Here is a 14572-nt window from a genome sequence, read left to right on the forward strand (position 1 = left end):
TCAACAATCACGGCACTAAATAACAATCACGGCACTAAAGAACACTGAACAACATCAAACGGCCAGGTCTCGCGAACTCTACGTAACCCCGCACGGATCAGTCCTCCACGTAACGCGGGAACACGCCCGACGGCGCCGGCAACGGGGTGCCCGCCACGATGCGCGTCGACAGGTCGCTGAACTGCCGCGCATCGGCCTTCTGGCCCAGGAGGTCGAGGATCTTCTCTGCGGCGTCCGGCATCACCGGCTGCACGAGGATGCCGACGATCCGCACCACCTCGAGCGTCACGTACAGCACCGTCGCCATCCGCTCCGGATCCGTCTTCCGCAGAACCCAGGGCTCCTGCTTGGAGAAGTACCGGTTGGTCTCGCCGAGAACCGACCAGATCGCCTCCAGCGCGAGATGCAGTGCCTGGACGTCGTATTCGGCGCGAACCCGCTCGAGCAGCGCATCCGCCTGCGCGAGCATCGCCGCGTCGTCCTCGGTCAGCTCGCCGGGGGTCGGGACCTGGGCGTCGCAGTTCTTCGCGACCATCGACAGCGACCGCTGCGCGAGGTTGCCGAGCTCGTTCGCCAGGTCGGCGTTGATCCGGGTGACGATGGCCTCGTGGCTGTAGCTGCCGTCCTGGCCGTAGGAGATCTCGCGGAGCAGGAAGAAGCGCACGGCGTCGAGGCCGTACTGCTCCACCATGGCGACGGGGTCGACGACGTTGCCGACCGACTTCGACATCTTCTCGCCCTTGTTGTAGAGGAATCCGTGCACGAAGACGCGCTTCGGCAGTTCGATTCCCGCCGACATCAGGAACGCCGGCCAGTAGACGGTGTGGAACCGGGTGATGTCCTTGCCGATGATGTGCAGGTTCGCCGGCCAGAACTTGCCGAACTGCTCGGAGTCGGTATCGGGGTACCCGGCGCCGGTCAGGTAGTTGGTGAGCGCGTCCACCCACACGTACATCACGTGCTCGGGATGGTCGGGGACCGGAACGCCCCAGTCGAACGTCGTGCGGGAGATCGACAGGTCCTTCAGTCCGCCCTTGACGAAGCTGACGATCTCGTTGCGCCGCGTCGCGGGCGCGATGAAGTCGGGGTTCTCCTCGTACAGCCGGAGCAGCTTGTCCTGGTACTCGGACAGCTTGAAGAAGTACGTGGACTCCTCCGTCCACTCGACCGGGGTGCCCGTCTCGGTGGACAGGCGTGAACCGTCGTCCTGCAGGGTGGTCTCGGCCTCGGTGTAGAACGCCTCGTCGCGGACCGAGTACCAGCCCGAGTACGTGTCGAGGTAGATGTCGCCGTTGTCGAGCATCCTCCGCCAGATCGCCTTGCTGGCTTCTTCGTGATCGGCATCCGTGGTGCGGATGAACCGGTCGAAGGAGATGTTCAACGTCTTGTCCATGGCCTCGAACACGTCCGAGTTCCGCGCGGCGAGCTCACGGACGTCGATGCCTTCCTTGGCCGCCGTCTGCTGCATCTTCAGGCCGTGCTCGTCGGTTCCCGTCATGAAGTAGACGTCGAACCCGTCCAGACGCTTGAAGCGTGCGAGGGCGTCGGAGGAGATGTACTCGTAGGCGTGGCCGATGTGCGGAACGCCGTTCGGGTACGCGATCGCCGTCGTCAGATAGAAAGGTGGCCGCGAGGCGGTGGAATCAGCAGCATTCATGGTGCGACCACTCTATCTGCGCGCCGCCGTTTCGTGACGCGCAGATTCGGGTTCTAGGCCGGTCCGGCGCCGTCCTCGTCGATGACGGTGCGTGACTCGTACGCCGCGCGGGCCGACTTGTTCGTGGACCTGACCTGGTCGGGGACCATCCGGCGGATCGCGAAGTCGCGGGCGAACTGCGGAAAGACGGTGACGAGGCGCGCCAGCGGACCGACGTACCGGGGGATGGTGACCTCGAACCGGGGGCGGTGGATCACCGCGACGACGGTCTTCGCGACGTCGGCCGGTGTCAGCAGTTTTGCTGCGCCCGTCGCGGTGCCGGCCGCGAGTTCGGTGTCGACGACACCGGGCATGATCACCGAGATCTGCACGCCCGACCCGCGGAGCTCCTCGCGGACACCGGTCAGGTAGCCGAGCACGCCGTGTTTCGTCGCGGCATACGTCGACTCGCCGGGTGGTGCGACCTTCGACGCCAGCGACGCCACCGTGACGATCTGGCCGCGGCCGCGCGCACGCATGGCCGGCGCCGCCAGTCTCACCCCGCGGATGACGCCGTGCAGGTTCACGGCGAGCTGCCGATCCGTCGCGGACTCGGGTTCCTCGTCGAACCTCCCGACCCACATCACGCCCGCGTTGTTGACGAGTACGTCGATCGGGCCCCAGTGATCCTCGACGGCCGTGAGGAATGCCGCGAACGACGCGGTGTCGGTGACGTCCAGTTCGAGACCCTCCACCGTCCCGCCCGCCCGGCCGAGTTCGTCCGCCGTCCTTCGGGCGGCGGCGCCGTCGACGTCGCCGATCGCGACCCGGGCGCCGGCCAGCGCCAGCTGTCGGGCGATCTCCCGCCCGATTCCCCTCGCACCACCGGTCACTGCGATCACGCGGCCGTTCATCGAGCTCGAAGTCATGGACACGGCTCCCTCCCCGTCCGGGAGAAAGTACCGCATGTGACACGTGCGGCGGCGGCGTCGACAATGTCCGCATGAGCAAAGACCGTCCCGCCCCGGAAGCCCCTGCGCCGCTGTTCCCGCTCGTCGACTCGCACACCCACCTCGACGCGTGTGGTGCCTCGGACGCAGCGAGCGTCACGGCGATCGTCGACCGGGCCGCCGCGGTCGGGGTGGAGCGGGTGGTCACGGTGGCCGACGACCTGGCGGCCGCGCAGTTCGCCGTCGACGCGGCGCACTGGGATCCCCGCGTCTACGCGGCGGTGGCCATCCACCCGACCCGGGCGAACGTGCTCGACGACGCGACCCGGGCGGAGATCGAGCGACTGGCCGGCGATCCCCGGGTGGTCGCGGTGGGGGAGACGGGACTCGACTTCTACTGGCCCGGGAAACTCGACGGCTGCGCCACGGTCCCCGAACAGACCGAGGGCTTCCGCTGGCACATCGACCTCGCGAAGCGGCTCGGCAAGACGCTGATGATCCACAACCGGGAGGCCGACCAGGCGCTGCTGCAGGTGCTGCGCGAGGAGGGTGCGCCGGAGACGGTGATCTTCCACTGCTTCTCCTCGGACGCCGAGATGGCGCGCGAGTGCGTCGACGCCGGTTACGTCCTCAGCTTCTCCGGCACCGTCAGCTTCAAGAACGCGAAGGCCTTGCGGGAAGCGGCCCCGCTGGTGCCGTCGGATCAGCTGATTGTCGAGACGGATGCGCCGTTCCTCACCCCGCACCCGTTCCGGGGCGCTCCCAACGAGCCGTACTGCCTCCCGTACACGGTCCGGGCGCTCGCCGAGATCCGTGGCGAGGATCCGGACGACTTGGCGAAGGCGTCCACCGCGACCGCCGAGCGCGTGTACGGCCTCCGGCCCGTGAGTGGTTAGCGAGTCCCTGGACTCGTCGAGCGCGCACGGGGCCGAAGGCCCTATGTTGAAGTTTCAAGTTAGACAATTTAGGATCGTTGCTTGTTCAACTAACGGTCGTCCCGGTCGCGCGGGGACACCACGATGAAAGGCACATCCATGAACAACCCCGCAGTTCGAAGCCTGGGAATCCTCGTCGCCCGCGTGGGCATCGGCATCATCTTCCTCGCCCACGGCTGGCAGAAGGCCTTCACCAACGGACTCGACGCCACGACCGCCGGCTTCGAGGCCATGGGAGTTCCGCTTCCCGGCATCTCGGCGTTCCTCGCGACGTGGATCGAGCTGATCGGCGGAATCGCACTCATCGTCGGGGCGGCCGTCCCGATCTTCGGCATCCTGCTCTTCCTCGACATGGTCGGCGCCTTCTTCCTCGTGCACGTCGACAAGGGAATCTTCGCCAGCGAGGGCGGCTACGAGCTGGTGCTGGCGCTCGGCGTCGGCTCGCTGCTGCTCGCCGTCGTCGGATCGGGCCGGTTCGGCGTCGACGGACTGCTCGGCCACAAGGTGCCGTGGGCCTCGAAGGAACGCGCCACCGTCTGACCCCATGTGAGTGGCGAAGCGTCCCCCGGCACGCTTCGCCACTCACGTGTCAGAGGACCTTGTTCAGGAAGTCCTGGGTGCGGGACTGCTGCGGGTCGCCGAAGATCTGCTCCGGAGTTCCCTCCTCCACCACATAACCGTCGGCCATGAAGATCACCCGGTCGGACACCTCGCGGGCGAAGCCCATCTCGTGCGTGACCACGACCATCGTCATGCCACCCTTCGCGAGGTCGCGCAGAACCTGCAGTACCTCACCCACCATCTCGGGGTCCAGAGCGCTGGTCGCCTCGTCGAACAGCATGATGTCCGGGTTCATCGCCAGGGCCCGCGCGATCGCGACGCGCTGCTTCTGCCCACCGGACAGGTTCGCCGGTTTCGCGTCCGCCTTCTCCGCCAACCCGACCTGCTCGAGCAGCCGGACCGCCGTCGCCCGCGCCTCGTCCTTGGAGGCCCGCTTGGTCTGCACGGGCGCGAGCATCACGTTCTCGATCGCGGTCATGTGCGGGAACAGGTTGAAGTGCTGGAAGACCATACCGATGTGCTGACGCACCCGGTCGATGTCGATCTTCTTGTCGCTCACGTCGAACCCGTCGACCACGACCTTGCCGTCCGTGATGTCCTCGAGCCGGTTGAGGCAGCGCAGGAACGTGCTCTTGCCGGAGCCCGACGGCCCGATCACGCAGACCACTTCACCGCTCGCGATGTCGACGTCGAGGCCCTTGAGGACCTCGTTGTCGCCGAACGACTTCTTCAGGCCCTTCACCCGGATCTTCGGGTCGGCGGTCTCGGCCTTGTTCTCTGTCACCGGTGTCTCGGTCACTTGTTGATCCTCTTCTCGAGCCGGTTCGACAGCTTCGTCAACGCCATGATGATGATGAAATACATCACGCCGATGATCAGCCACATGTTGAAGGACTGGAAGTTGCGGGCGATGATGATCCGCCCGGTCTGAGTGAGCTCGGCGAGCCCGATCACGGACAGGATCGACGTGTCCTTCAGCGTGATCACGAACTGGTTGATGTACGAGGGGATCATCGTCCGCACGGCCTGCGGCATCACGACCTTCTGCATCGACTTCAGGTAGCTGATGCCGAGGCTCCGCGACGCTTCCATCTGGCCCTTGTCGACGGACAGGATGCCGCCGCGCACGATCTCGGCCATGTACGCGCCTGCGTTGAGGCTCAGCGTGATGATGCCCGCCGTGAACGCCGACATCTGGAAGTCCAGCGCCGCCGGGATGCCGAAGTAGATGAAGAACGCCTGCACCAGCAGCGGGGTGCCGCGGAACACGTCGACGTAGGTGGTGCCGATGCCGCGCAGGACGATGTTGGTCGACACCCGGAACAACCCGAAGATCGCGCCGAGGACGAGCGCGATGGCGATCGAGACCACGGTCAGGACGATCGTGAGCCACAGGCCCTCGAGCAGCAGCGGGTAGGTGCTCTTGATCAGGCCCAGGATCGAGTTGTCGTCGTCGGATGCGTCCGAGTTGAGGTAGGTGTCGAGAATCTCGTCGTACTGGCCGCTGGCCTTCAGGTTGGCGAGCCCGGTGTTGAACTCTTGCAGGAGCTGCGCGTTCTGGCCCTTCGCGACGGCGAACCCGTAGCTGGCGCCGGGGACCTTGTCGGTGACGGTCTTGAACCCGTTGCCCTGCTTGATGCCGTAGGCGAGGACGGGGTAGTCCTCGAACACTGCCGCCGAGTTACCCGTGCGGACCTCGTCGAACATGCTCGACGAGTCGGCGAAGTACTTGGTGGTGAATCCGTACTGGTCCTTGATCGACTCCGCGTACGTGGCGCCCTCGGTGCCGTTCTTGACCGCGACGGACTTGCCGCGCAGGTCCTCGTACGAGGTGATCGAGTCGTTGCTCTCGAGCACGCCCATCTGCACGCCCGACTCGAAGTACGGATCGGAGAAGTCGAACGTCGCCTTGCGGGCGTCGGTGATCGACATGCCGGCGATCATGCCGTTGGCTTGACCGCCGGTGACCGCCTGGAGTGCGGCGTCGAATCCGACGGGGTTGACCTGGTAGGTGAACCCCTGGTCCTCGGCGATGGCGGCGAGAAGGTCCATGTCGATTCCGACGAGCTTGCCGCTCTCGTCCTGGAACTCGAACGGGGCGAACGTGATGTCGGTGGCGATCGTGTAGTTGTTGCCCGGTGCGGGCTCTTGTGCGCCGGCGAGGCCGGGCGCGACGAGTGTGACGAGCAGCGTCAGCGCGGCGATCACCGCGGGCACTCTCGGACGTCTGACGAGTCTCAGAAGTCGATCGGATCTGCTGCGCACGGAACCCCAGCTTTCTCAGTCAGTAGTGCCCGGTCGCTTCCGGGCTTCTTGGTGCATGTCGCAAGATACTGCGTTTCGCGCGTGGTCCGGACCAGAAGTAATCCTTCGCAGTGAAGTGAAAACTGTCCCCGATCTCAACCTTTTCGTGATCTCGCACGCAGGTCGTAGCGGCAAAGTTGCCAGACCATCGCCGATTCGTTACCGTACCGTGATCAAACCTTCGCCAGCCTTGGGATTTCATGTGTCGCCTTTAGCCAGAATCAACAACGCCAAATCGCCCCTTCTCTACGTAGTCGTCGCGGCACTGCTCGCGACGCTCGTCGTGGGCGGTGCGCTGGCAGTGGCGCGGCACAAGACCGTCACGCTCGACGTCGACGGCGAGACCATCTCGCTCGGCACGATGGCCTCCGACGTCGGCGGCGCGCTCGACGACGCCGGATACACCGTCAGCGAGCGTGACGCGGTCGCCCCCGCGGCCGACGCGTCGCTCTCCGACGGCGACACCGTGGTGCTGCGACGTGCCCGCGAGATCGACCTCACGGTCGACGGGCAGCCGAAGACCGTGTGGACCACCGCCCTCACCGTCGACGACGCACTGAAGCAGTTCGAACTCGCCGACGACGTCCACGTCTCGGCGTCCCGCTCCGAGCGCCTGCCGCTGGAAGGCACCGCGCTCGAGGTCGTCAACGCCAAGCTCGTCAAGGTCGCCGACGGCGGCGCACCGCTCACGGACGTCCGACTGGCAGCCCCCACCGTGGGTGAGCTCCTCGCGGCGAACGGCGCCCCGCTCGAGCAGGCCGACACCGTCGTTCCGCCCGCCGACGCCCCCGTCGTCGAAGGCGCCGAGATCCACGTGACCCGCGACCGCACCGAGACCCGCACCGAGACGCTGCCCATCGCGCCGCCCGAGAACCGCGTCGAGGATCCCGCGCTCGACAAGGGCAAGACCGTTGTCGAGAACCCCGGGGTTCCCGGCGAGCGCACCGTCACCGCATCCGTGAAGACCGTCAACGGTGTCGAGGCCGGACGCCAGGAGCTCAGCTCTCAGGTGCTCCGCGAGCCCGCGCCGGCACTGGTCAAGGTCGGTGTGAAGGAACTCGCCATCTCCAACGCCTCCACCTGGGACTCGATCGCGCACTGCGAGGCCACCGGCAACTGGGCCATCAACACCGGCAACGGATTCTTCGGCGGACTGCAGTTCACCCAGAGCACCTGGGAGGCGTTCGGCGGAAGCCAGTACGCCGCCCGCGCCGACCTCGCATCCCGCGAACAGCAGATCTCCGTCGCCGAGAAGGTCCAGGCGGCACAGGGCTGGGGCGCATGGCCCTCCTGCACCAGCAAGCTCGGACTCCGCTGACGGTCTGAAGTAAAGGAACACGATGTCGCCCTTCGCGAAGATCAACTCGGCTCGCTCGCCGCTGCTTTACACCGTGGTGGCCCTGCTTCTCGCCACACTGATCGCAGGCGGAGTGATGGCCGTGGTCCGGCACAAGACCGTCACCCTCGACGTGGACGGCGAGAAGATCTCGCTGAGCACCATGACCACGAACGTCGACGCCGCCCTGTCCGACGCCGGGTACTCGATCAGCGACCGCGACGTCGTGGCACCGGAACGCGACGCGAGCCTGTCCGACGGGGACACCGTGGTGCTGCGCCGCGCGCGTGAAGTGTCCCTGACGGTGGACGGTCAGCCCAAGACGGTGTGGACCACCGCGCTCACCGTCGAGGACGCGCTGAAGCAGTTCGAACTCGGCGAGGACGTGCACGTCTCCGCGTCCCGTTCGCAGCGACTTCCGCTCGACGGTGCAGCGCTCGATGTGCTCAATCCGCTCGTCGTCACGCTCGCCGACGGCGCGCTGCCGGTCACCGACGTGCGCATGGCCGCACCGACGGTCGGGGAGTTCCTCGCCGCACACGGCGCGCCCCTCGAGCAGGCCGACACCGTCGTCCCGGCCGCGGACACTCCGCTGACCGACGGCATGGCCGTGACCGTCACCCGTGACCGCACCGAGACGAAGGTCGAGACGTTGCCGCTGGCTCCGGAGGAGCAGCGCATCGAGGACCCGACGATGAACCAGAGTCGCACCGTGCTCGAGAACCCGGGAGTGCCCGGCCTCCAGGACGTCACGTTCGCGGTCAACACCGTCAACGGCAGGGAAGTCGGACGCAACCAGGTGTCCGCGACGGTCACGACGCCGGCGCAGCCGAAGGTGATCCGCGTCGGCGCGAAGCCGGGCACCGAGGTGCCGCCAGTCGAGAACGGTTCGGTCTGGGACGCGCTCGCGCAGTGCGAGGCCACCGGCAACTGGGCCATCAACACCGGCAACGGATTCTTCGGCGGCGTCCAGTTCGACCAGAACACGTGGGAGCGCCAAGGCGGCCTCAAGTACGCGCCGCGCGCCGACCTCGCCACCCGCGAGGAGCAGATCGCCGTCGCGTCGCAGACGCAGAAGACACAGGGCTGGGGAGCGTGGCCGTCGTGCTCGGGCAGGCTCGGCGTGCGTTAAAGTTCGGCTGGTGTCCGAAGCCGAAGTACCCCCCGTCGCTCGAGGTCAGGCCGCACTGCTCGGCCCCGCCGAGGTGCGTGCGTTAGCCGAGGAGTTCGGCGTGCGCCCCACCAAGCAGCTGGGGCAGAACTTCGTGCACGACGCCAACACGGTGCGCCGCATCGTCGCCACCGCGGGCGTGGGACGCGAGGACACGGTCCTCGAGGTCGGCCCCGGGCTCGGCTCGCTCACGTTGGCGCTGCTCGATGTCGTCGACAAGGTGATCGCCGTCGAGATCGACCCCAACCTCGCGGCGCGACTCCCGGTCACCGTCGCCGACCGGGCTCCGGAACTCGCGGACCGGCTGACCGTGGTCGGCGCGGACGCGATGCGGGTCAAGCCGTCCGAGATCCCCGGTGAGCCCACGGCTCTCGTCGCGAATCTGCCGTACAACGTTGCGGTGCCGGTGCTGCTGCACCTGTTCTCCGAAATTCCCAGTCTCCGAACCGCTCTGGTGATGGTGCAGGCCGAGGTGGCCGACCGGTTGGCGGCGTCCCCGGGCAGCAAGATCTACGGTGTGCCGAGCGTGAAGGCCAATTTCTTCGGCGCCGTGCGACGCGCGGGCGCCGTCGGGCGCGCGGTGTTCTGGCCCGTGCCGAAGGTCGAGTCGGGTCTCGTGCGCATCGACCGGTACGCCGAACCGCCGTGGCCCGTCGACGACGCACACCGCCGCCGTGTGTTCGCCGTCATCGATGCGGCGTTCGCTCAGCGCCGCAAGACTTTACGAGCCGCGCTCAGCGGTTGGGCCGGTTCGCCCGCGGAGGCGGAGCGGCGACTGCGCGAGGCCGGCATCGCACCGTCCGCCCGCGGTGAGACCCTCGACGCGGCGGCCTTCGTGCGTCTCGCCGCCACCCAGCCGTGAGTACTTGTTAACCGCGGGACGTTAATAAGTACTCACAGGGGGAATCCCACGGTCATCGGCATCCCGCCGTTCTCGACGGTGCAGGGTCAGGCGTCGCCGGTTCCGGGACGACCGGGGATGGCGCTCGTCCGCTCGAATGCCACCGGCAGCGGGACCGTCGTGGTGTCGGTGACGGGGAGCGTCACCGTCCTGCCCGGTCAGGGTGCGCCGTGGGCCCCGGACGGGATCGTGGCGCCCGTTGCTCCCGGTGTGTACGCCAATTTCATCCCCTGACCTGCGCGAGTTCGGCCCGGGGGAGACAACCGACCGGATATGTGGTTCACTATTGGAGGTCGTAAGTTTTGTGTTTGTGTTTCCCACGCTCGCAAATCGATGGTTGCGAGCGTTTGGACGTCCTCCACAGGAATTGTCATAGACGGTCGTGTTCAATGACCCAGGTAACCGAGCCGGTTGCTTGAAGAAGTTACTGTGTTAGAGGAGATTTACATGGCAGAGGGCATCGTGAAGTGGTTCAACTCCGAGAAGGGGTTCGGCTTCATCGCCCCCGAGGATGGCAGCGCTGACGTGTTCGTCCATTACTCGGAGATCCAGAGCGGCGGCTTCCGCACGCTCGAGGAGAATCAGCGCGTTTCGTTCGAGATCGGCCAGGGCAACAAGGGCCCGCAGGCCACCGGCGTCACCCTGATCTGAGAACGGCCATGACTTCCCGGTTCGCCGGGACATGACGTTCGAGCAAGGCCCCACTCGTCAGAGTGGGGCCTTGACTCGTTTCGGTCCGGCTACGCCGACCGCAGGTGAGCGGCCTGATACCCGAGATTCATGGCGCAGACGAGCCAGAGTTGCAGCGCGGAATTCTCCGACGGACCGAACAGCCCGATCACCGCAGCGGCTCCGAGTGCAGCGGCGACGAAGAACGTGGCCGTGCCGAGCGCCCGCCGAGGCCTCGACGAGAAGATCACCACACCCGTGACGAAGAGCGCCCACAGTGTGGTGGCGAGGATGGTCGTGGCGACGAACCAGGCCGTCGAATACCTGCTCGGCCACGTCCACGGCTGGGTTCCGTTGTCGAGGGTGCACACGAACGCCAATGAGAACGCCATGATCACCACCGTCGCGCCCCCGAGCGCCAGATGGCCCCCGACGAGCACCTTCCCGACTGTTCCCGTCCCCGCAGGCGCCCGCGCGCGCCCCTCCTCGACAATCGTGTGCTGCATCCCCGACTACCCCGACCTTTCCTTGTCGTCACCTGGTTGGACGCCGCGCAGGACCGTTCGGTTCCACGGATTTTCGGTCCGCGGTGACGGCTGAACGGCGTCTCGGTCAGGCGTTACCGTAGCGGTCGGCGAAGAGGCGGTGACGCTCACCCACCCGTCGGCACTCTTCGCGCAGCTCAGGAGGGTCGAGGACGGTGAAGTCGACGCCGAATGCGCTGAGCCAGTTGGCTATCGACGGCACGGAGTCGCCGCCGAGCGCCACTGCGCATCGTCCGTCGGGCACTTCTTCGAGTGTTCCCCAGTCTTCGTGGACCAGGGCCGCCATCTCGTCGATCGACGCGTGCAGCAGTACCCGTGCGCGGATCCGGGTGACGGCCCGGTTGATGCCGCGTGCGACGAATTCGGCAGCGCCGCCGGGCGGTAGTTCGCGGGGCACGAACCGCGGTCCCGTCGGGATCTTCGGTGTCAGGCGGTCCATGCGGAACGACCGCCAGTCCGCGCGGGTGAGGTCCCAGGCGACGAGGTACCAGCGCAGACCGGATCGGACGAGACGGTACGGCTCCACTTCACGCCGGCTCTCGGTGCCGTCGTGGGTGCTGTAGTCGAATCGGAGTCGTTCGTGGTTGTGGCACACCGAGGCGACGGCCGACAGGACCTGCGCGTCGACGGCGCTCTTCGCGGGCTCGCGGTGGACCACGTCGACCTGCAGCGCCTCGAGGCGGTGTCGCAGCCGGGACGGCATCACCTGCCGGAGTTTGGTGAGCGCTCGCATCGACGCCTCCCCGATGCCCACCACGGACCCGGTCGCGCCGGATTGCAGGCCGAGTGCGACGGCCAGGACTTCTTCGTCGTCGAGGAGCAGGGGCGGCATTTCCGCGCCCGCGCCGAGTTGGTAGCCACCGCCCACCCCGACGGTCGCGTCGACGGGGTACCCGAGGTCGCGGAGTTTCTCCACGTCTCGCCGGACCGTGCGTGGGGTGATGCCGAGTCGGTCGGCGAGTTCTGCCCCGGACCAGTCCTTTCGGGTCTGGAGCAGCGACAGCAGCCGGAGGAGTCGTGCCGAAGTTTCCCGCATGCGTCCCAGAATGCCATCGATAGAGGACATCTTCGGTCCTCTATCGACTGTGGGTAACGGTGGGTAACGATTTTCCCACCAGCCCCACGAGTGTCACTACACTGGCGCCGACGCTCCACGGACCATCGCATGTGTACTTCGTGAAAATCCGACGGAAAGGTCTCAGCGTGACGCAGTTTCGTGTTCGGCCCATTTCTTCAGCAGTCAGGGCGCTGCTCGCCACCGTCATGACCACTGCCTTCTGCCTGGCTCTGGCGGTTTCGACCACCGCGACGGCATCCGCCTCGGCCGCCGACCTCTTCAACAGCGCGCAGGGCAGATTCGCCGCAGGTGACACCCGTGGCGCCCTCGCGGACATCGGTGGCGCCGTCGCCGGCGAACCCGGCGACACCAATGCGCTGGCGTTGCAGGCCATCTACGCCGACGCCGCGGGCGACCTGATCACCCGCGAGACCGCGCTCGCCCGGCTCGGCGCGATGGACGGTGGGATGCGCGCCGGCGTCGACGGGATGCTGAACGCGATCAGAATTGCGTCGTTCACGCCCCCGAACCCCCTTCCGGCCATCCAGGGTCCGTCCACCGCGATCATCGTCCTCGGCTTCGGACTGCTCCCCGACGGCGCGATGCGACCGGAATTGATCAACCGCCTGCAGGCCGCGCTCGTCCAGTCGTGGGCCTCGCCGATGTCGCCGATCATCGTCACCGGCGGCAACCCGCAGAACGGCATCACCGAGGCGGCCGCGATGCAGGGGTGGTTGCAGTCGCACGGTGTCCCGGCGCAACGCATCCACCCCGAGCATCGTGCCGGATCGACGGTGGGCAACGCGCTCAACTCCGTTCCGCTCGCGCGCTCGCTCGGTGCGGGCGGCGCGATCATCGTGACGTCGGCCAACCACATCCGCAGGGCAACGGTCGATTTCAACGTCGCCGGACTGCCGGTGGTCGGGGCGATGAGCGCGATCACCAGTGCTGGTCAGCTGATCGCCGAAGTCATGCCGCTGACCAAGGACCAGCAGCTCGGGATGTACCGCGACGCGATCAGGGTGTTCGGCATTCCCGCCGGCTACTGACGCGACTCGTACTCGGCCACGACCGGCGGCTGCGCGACGGGATCCGCGCCGCCGGGGCTGAGCCTTCCGTGGACGGCGTCCTGCATCTTCTGCTTGTCCAGCTGGCCTTCCCAATTCGAGACGACGAACGTGGCGACACAGTTGCCGAGGAGGTTCACGAACACCCGCATCGAGTCCATGATCCGGTCGGCGCCGAGCAGCACCGCGACCGCCGCGACGGGGAAGATTCCGAGCGCGGTCGCGGTCGCCGACAGCGCGAGGAACGACGACCCGGGTACGCCCGCCATGCCTTTCGACGTGAGGAGCAGGATGAACAGCGCGCCGAGCTGGTCGGCGACGGACAGGTCGTGGCCGGTGGCCTGGGCGAGGAACAGCGTCGAGATGGACAGGTAGATCGCGGCCCCGTCGAGGTTGAACGAGTATCCGGTCGGCACCACGAGCCCGGTCGCGGCCTGTGAGTTCCCGGCGCCGACGAGCTTGGTCATGATGCGGGGAAGCACTGCCTCGGACGATGCGGTTCCCAGCGCGAGACCGAACTCCTCCTTGGTGTAGCGGATGAACATGAAGATGTTCAGTCCCACGGCGACCTTCGCGATCAGCGCGAGGACGAGGACGAACAGCGCTCCGGCGAGGTAGCAGCAGGCGATGAGCTTGGCGAAGCTGCCGAGTGTCGAGATTCCGTACTGGCCGATGATGAACGCCATCGCGCCGAACGCGCCGATCGGGGCGAGCCGCATGATCCAGCCGATGATCATGAAGATGATGTGGCTGAGGTGGTCGACGAATTCGAGGACCAGCGGCGGACCGTGCTCGCCGTACTTGGCCAGCGCGACGCCGAAGAGCACCGCGAAGAAGAGGACCTGCAGAAGTATGTTGTCGGCGAACGCGCCCACCACACTGGTGGGGACGATGTCCATGACGAATTCGACGGCGCCGGGAAGTTCGCCACCGCCGGTCTTCTCCGCGATCTGCTCGGTGCCGTCGGCGAGAGTGGCCGGGTCGATGTCGAATCCGGCGCCGGGCTTGACGATGTTGCCCATGACCAGTCCGAAGAGCAGCGCGAACCCGGTGACGGCGGTGAAGTAGATCAGTGCCTTCACGCCGATTCGTCCGACGGCCTTGACGTCGCCCACCTTGGCGATTCCCGTGACGACCACCGTGAAGATCAACGGCGCGATGAGCATCTTGATCAGCTTGACGAACGTGTCGCCGATCGGTTTGAGCTCCGACCCCACCGTCGGCCACAGCCAGCCGAGAGTGATGCCGCCGACGATTCCGACGAGAAGCTGGACGAACAGGTTGGTGTACCAGGGCGATCGCGTCCCGGTCGGCGACACGTCACCGGGTGGGGGATGGGCGTCAGTGGAGATGGCCATGAGGGAACGCTAGGAAGGCGCTGTGACGGGTTCGTGTCACGAATGTTTCCGCGGTGAGAACGGCGGCCGTTCCGAGCGTGGG

General features: G+C 66.8%; 15 protein-coding genes. 8 read left to right on the forward strand and 7 right to left on the reverse strand.

The features are described 5' to 3' along the window. Positions 1 to 97 precede the first annotated feature (97 nt). Positions 98 to 1657 (reverse strand): methionine--tRNA ligase, encoded by a 1560-nt coding sequence (gene metG, locus QM693_RS28755; protein ID WP_280781376.1) that lies wholly within the window; start codon positions 1655 to 1657, stop codon positions 98 to 100. Positions 1658 to 1710: 53 nt separating this feature from the next. Next, positions 1711 to 2604, reverse strand: coding sequence for an SDR family oxidoreductase (locus tag QM693_RS28760; RefSeq protein WP_283331502.1), 894 nt, complete (start codon positions 2602 to 2604; stop codon positions 1711 to 1713). 35 nt (positions 2605 to 2639) lie between these two features. Between QM693_RS28760 and QM693_RS28765 the strand changes: the two genes are divergently transcribed. Then, entirely contained in the window at positions 2640 to 3482 is an 843-nt protein-coding gene (locus QM693_RS28765) for a TatD family hydrolase (RefSeq protein ID WP_005255429.1), read from the forward strand. Between the two features lie 138 nt (positions 3483 to 3620). Next, positions 3621 to 4061, forward strand: a complete 441-nt coding sequence (locus QM693_RS28770) for a DoxX family protein (RefSeq protein ID WP_280781608.1) — start codon at positions 3621 to 3623, stop codon at positions 4059 to 4061. A gap of 49 nt (positions 4062 to 4110) precedes the next feature. On the opposite strand, the gene QM693_RS28775 is transcribed toward QM693_RS28770, so the two are convergent. Both QM693_RS28775 and QM693_RS28780 read right to left on the reverse strand, forming a co-directional pair. Continuing rightward, positions 4111 to 4881: an amino acid ABC transporter ATP-binding protein gene (locus tag QM693_RS28775; RefSeq protein WP_202714949.1), complete on the reverse strand. Its 771-nt coding sequence runs from the start codon at positions 4879 to 4881 to the stop codon at positions 4111 to 4113. Further along, positions 4878 to 6347, reverse strand: coding sequence for an amino acid ABC transporter substrate-binding protein/permease (locus tag QM693_RS28780; RefSeq protein WP_373418917.1), 1470 nt, complete (start codon positions 6345 to 6347; stop codon positions 4878 to 4880). The genes QM693_RS28775 and QM693_RS28780 overlap by 4 nt, the downstream gene beginning before the upstream one ends. 241 nt (positions 6348 to 6588) lie before the next feature. Here QM693_RS28780 and QM693_RS28785 point away from each other — a divergent pair, with 241 nt between their 5' ends. The 5 genes from QM693_RS28785 (at position 6589) to QM693_RS28805 (ending at position 10445) form a co-directional block, all read left to right on the forward strand. Further along, complete coding sequence (locus QM693_RS28785; RefSeq protein WP_280781379.1) at positions 6589 to 7704, forward strand: resuscitation-promoting factor; 1116 nt, start codon at positions 6589 to 6591, stop codon at positions 7702 to 7704. Positions 7705 to 7726: 22 nt separating this feature from the next. After that, complete coding sequence (locus QM693_RS28790) at positions 7727 to 8854, forward strand: resuscitation-promoting factor (protein WP_283354016.1); 1128 nt, start codon at positions 7727 to 7729, stop codon at positions 8852 to 8854. Positions 8855 to 8864: 10 nt separating this feature from the next. After that, entirely contained in the window at positions 8865 to 9755 is an 891-nt protein-coding gene (gene rsmA, locus QM693_RS28795; protein WP_283354017.1) for a 16S rRNA (adenine(1518)-N(6)/adenine(1519)-N(6))-dimethyltransferase RsmA, read from the forward strand. Between the two features lie 117 nt (positions 9756 to 9872). After that, positions 9873 to 10028 (forward strand): hypothetical protein, encoded by a 156-nt coding sequence (locus tag QM693_RS28800; protein WP_283354018.1) that lies wholly within the window; start codon positions 9873 to 9875, stop codon positions 10026 to 10028. A gap of 213 nt (positions 10029 to 10241) precedes the next feature. After that, positions 10242 to 10445: a cold-shock protein gene (locus QM693_RS28805; protein ID WP_005255446.1), complete on the forward strand. Its 204-nt coding sequence runs from the start codon at positions 10242 to 10244 to the stop codon at positions 10443 to 10445. An 89-nt stretch (positions 10446 to 10534) separates the two neighbouring features. On the opposite strand, the gene QM693_RS28810 is transcribed toward QM693_RS28805, so the two are convergent. Further along, positions 10535 to 10969 (reverse strand): hypothetical protein, encoded by a 435-nt coding sequence (locus tag QM693_RS28810; protein ID WP_164059208.1) that lies wholly within the window; start codon positions 10967 to 10969, stop codon positions 10535 to 10537. Positions 10970 to 11075: 106 nt separating this feature from the next. Beyond that, positions 11076 to 12044: a helix-turn-helix transcriptional regulator gene (locus QM693_RS28815; protein ID WP_283354029.1), complete on the reverse strand. Its 969-nt coding sequence runs from the start codon at positions 12042 to 12044 to the stop codon at positions 11076 to 11078. Between the two features lie 227 nt (positions 12045 to 12271). Here QM693_RS28815 and QM693_RS28820 point away from each other — a divergent pair, with 227 nt between their 5' ends. Further along, positions 12272 to 13114 (forward strand): YdcF family protein, encoded by an 843-nt coding sequence (locus QM693_RS28820; RefSeq protein WP_283354019.1) that lies wholly within the window; start codon positions 12272 to 12274, stop codon positions 13112 to 13114. Here QM693_RS28820 and QM693_RS28825 read toward each other — a convergent pair. Further along, on the reverse strand, positions 13108 to 14490 hold the full coding sequence (locus QM693_RS28825; protein WP_283354020.1) for a cation:dicarboxylate symporter family transporter: 1383 nt from the start codon (positions 14488 to 14490) through the stop codon (positions 13108 to 13110). The genes QM693_RS28820 and QM693_RS28825 overlap by 7 nt on opposite strands. Between the last annotated feature and the right edge of the window lie 82 nt (positions 14491 to 14572).

Origin of the sequence: Rhodococcus sp. IEGM 1305 (genome assembly GCF_030058635.1) — a bacterium.
GTDB lineage: Bacteria > Actinomycetota > Actinomycetes > Mycobacteriales > Mycobacteriaceae > Rhodococcus_F > Rhodococcus_F opacus_D.

Coding starts and splice junctions, on each gene's coding strand:
- metG (WP_280781376.1), bottom strand. CDS start 1,657: ATGAATGCTGCTGATTCCACCGCCTCGCGGCCACCTTTCTATCTGACG.
- QM693_RS28760 (WP_283331502.1), bottom strand. CDS start 2,604: ATGCGGTACTTTCTCCCGGACGGGGAGGGAGCCGTGTCCATGACTTCG.
- QM693_RS28765 (WP_005255429.1), top strand. CDS start 2,640: ATGAGCAAAGACCGTCCCGCCCCGGAAGCCCCTGCGCCGCTGTTCCCG.
- QM693_RS28770 (WP_280781608.1), top strand. CDS start 3,621: ATGAACAACCCCGCAGTTCGAAGCCTGGGAATCCTCGTCGCCCGCGTG.
- QM693_RS28790 (WP_283354016.1), top strand. CDS start 7,727: ATGTCGCCCTTCGCGAAGATCAACTCGGCTCGCTCGCCGCTGCTTTAC.
- QM693_RS28800 (WP_283354018.1), top strand. CDS start 9,873: ATGGCGCTCGTCCGCTCGAATGCCACCGGCAGCGGGACCGTCGTGGTG.
- QM693_RS28805 (WP_005255446.1), top strand. CDS start 10,242: ATGGCAGAGGGCATCGTGAAGTGGTTCAACTCCGAGAAGGGGTTCGGC.
- QM693_RS28810 (WP_164059208.1), bottom strand. CDS start 10,969: ATGCAGCACACGATTGTCGAGGAGGGGCGCGCGCGGGCGCCTGCGGGG.
- QM693_RS28815 (WP_283354029.1), bottom strand. CDS start 12,044: ATGCGGGAAACTTCGGCACGACTCCTCCGGCTGCTGTCGCTGCTCCAG.
- QM693_RS28820 (WP_283354019.1), top strand. CDS start 12,272: ATGACCACTGCCTTCTGCCTGGCTCTGGCGGTTTCGACCACCGCGACG.
- QM693_RS28825 (WP_283354020.1), bottom strand. CDS start 14,490: ATGGCCATCTCCACTGACGCCCATCCCCCACCCGGTGACGTGTCGCCG.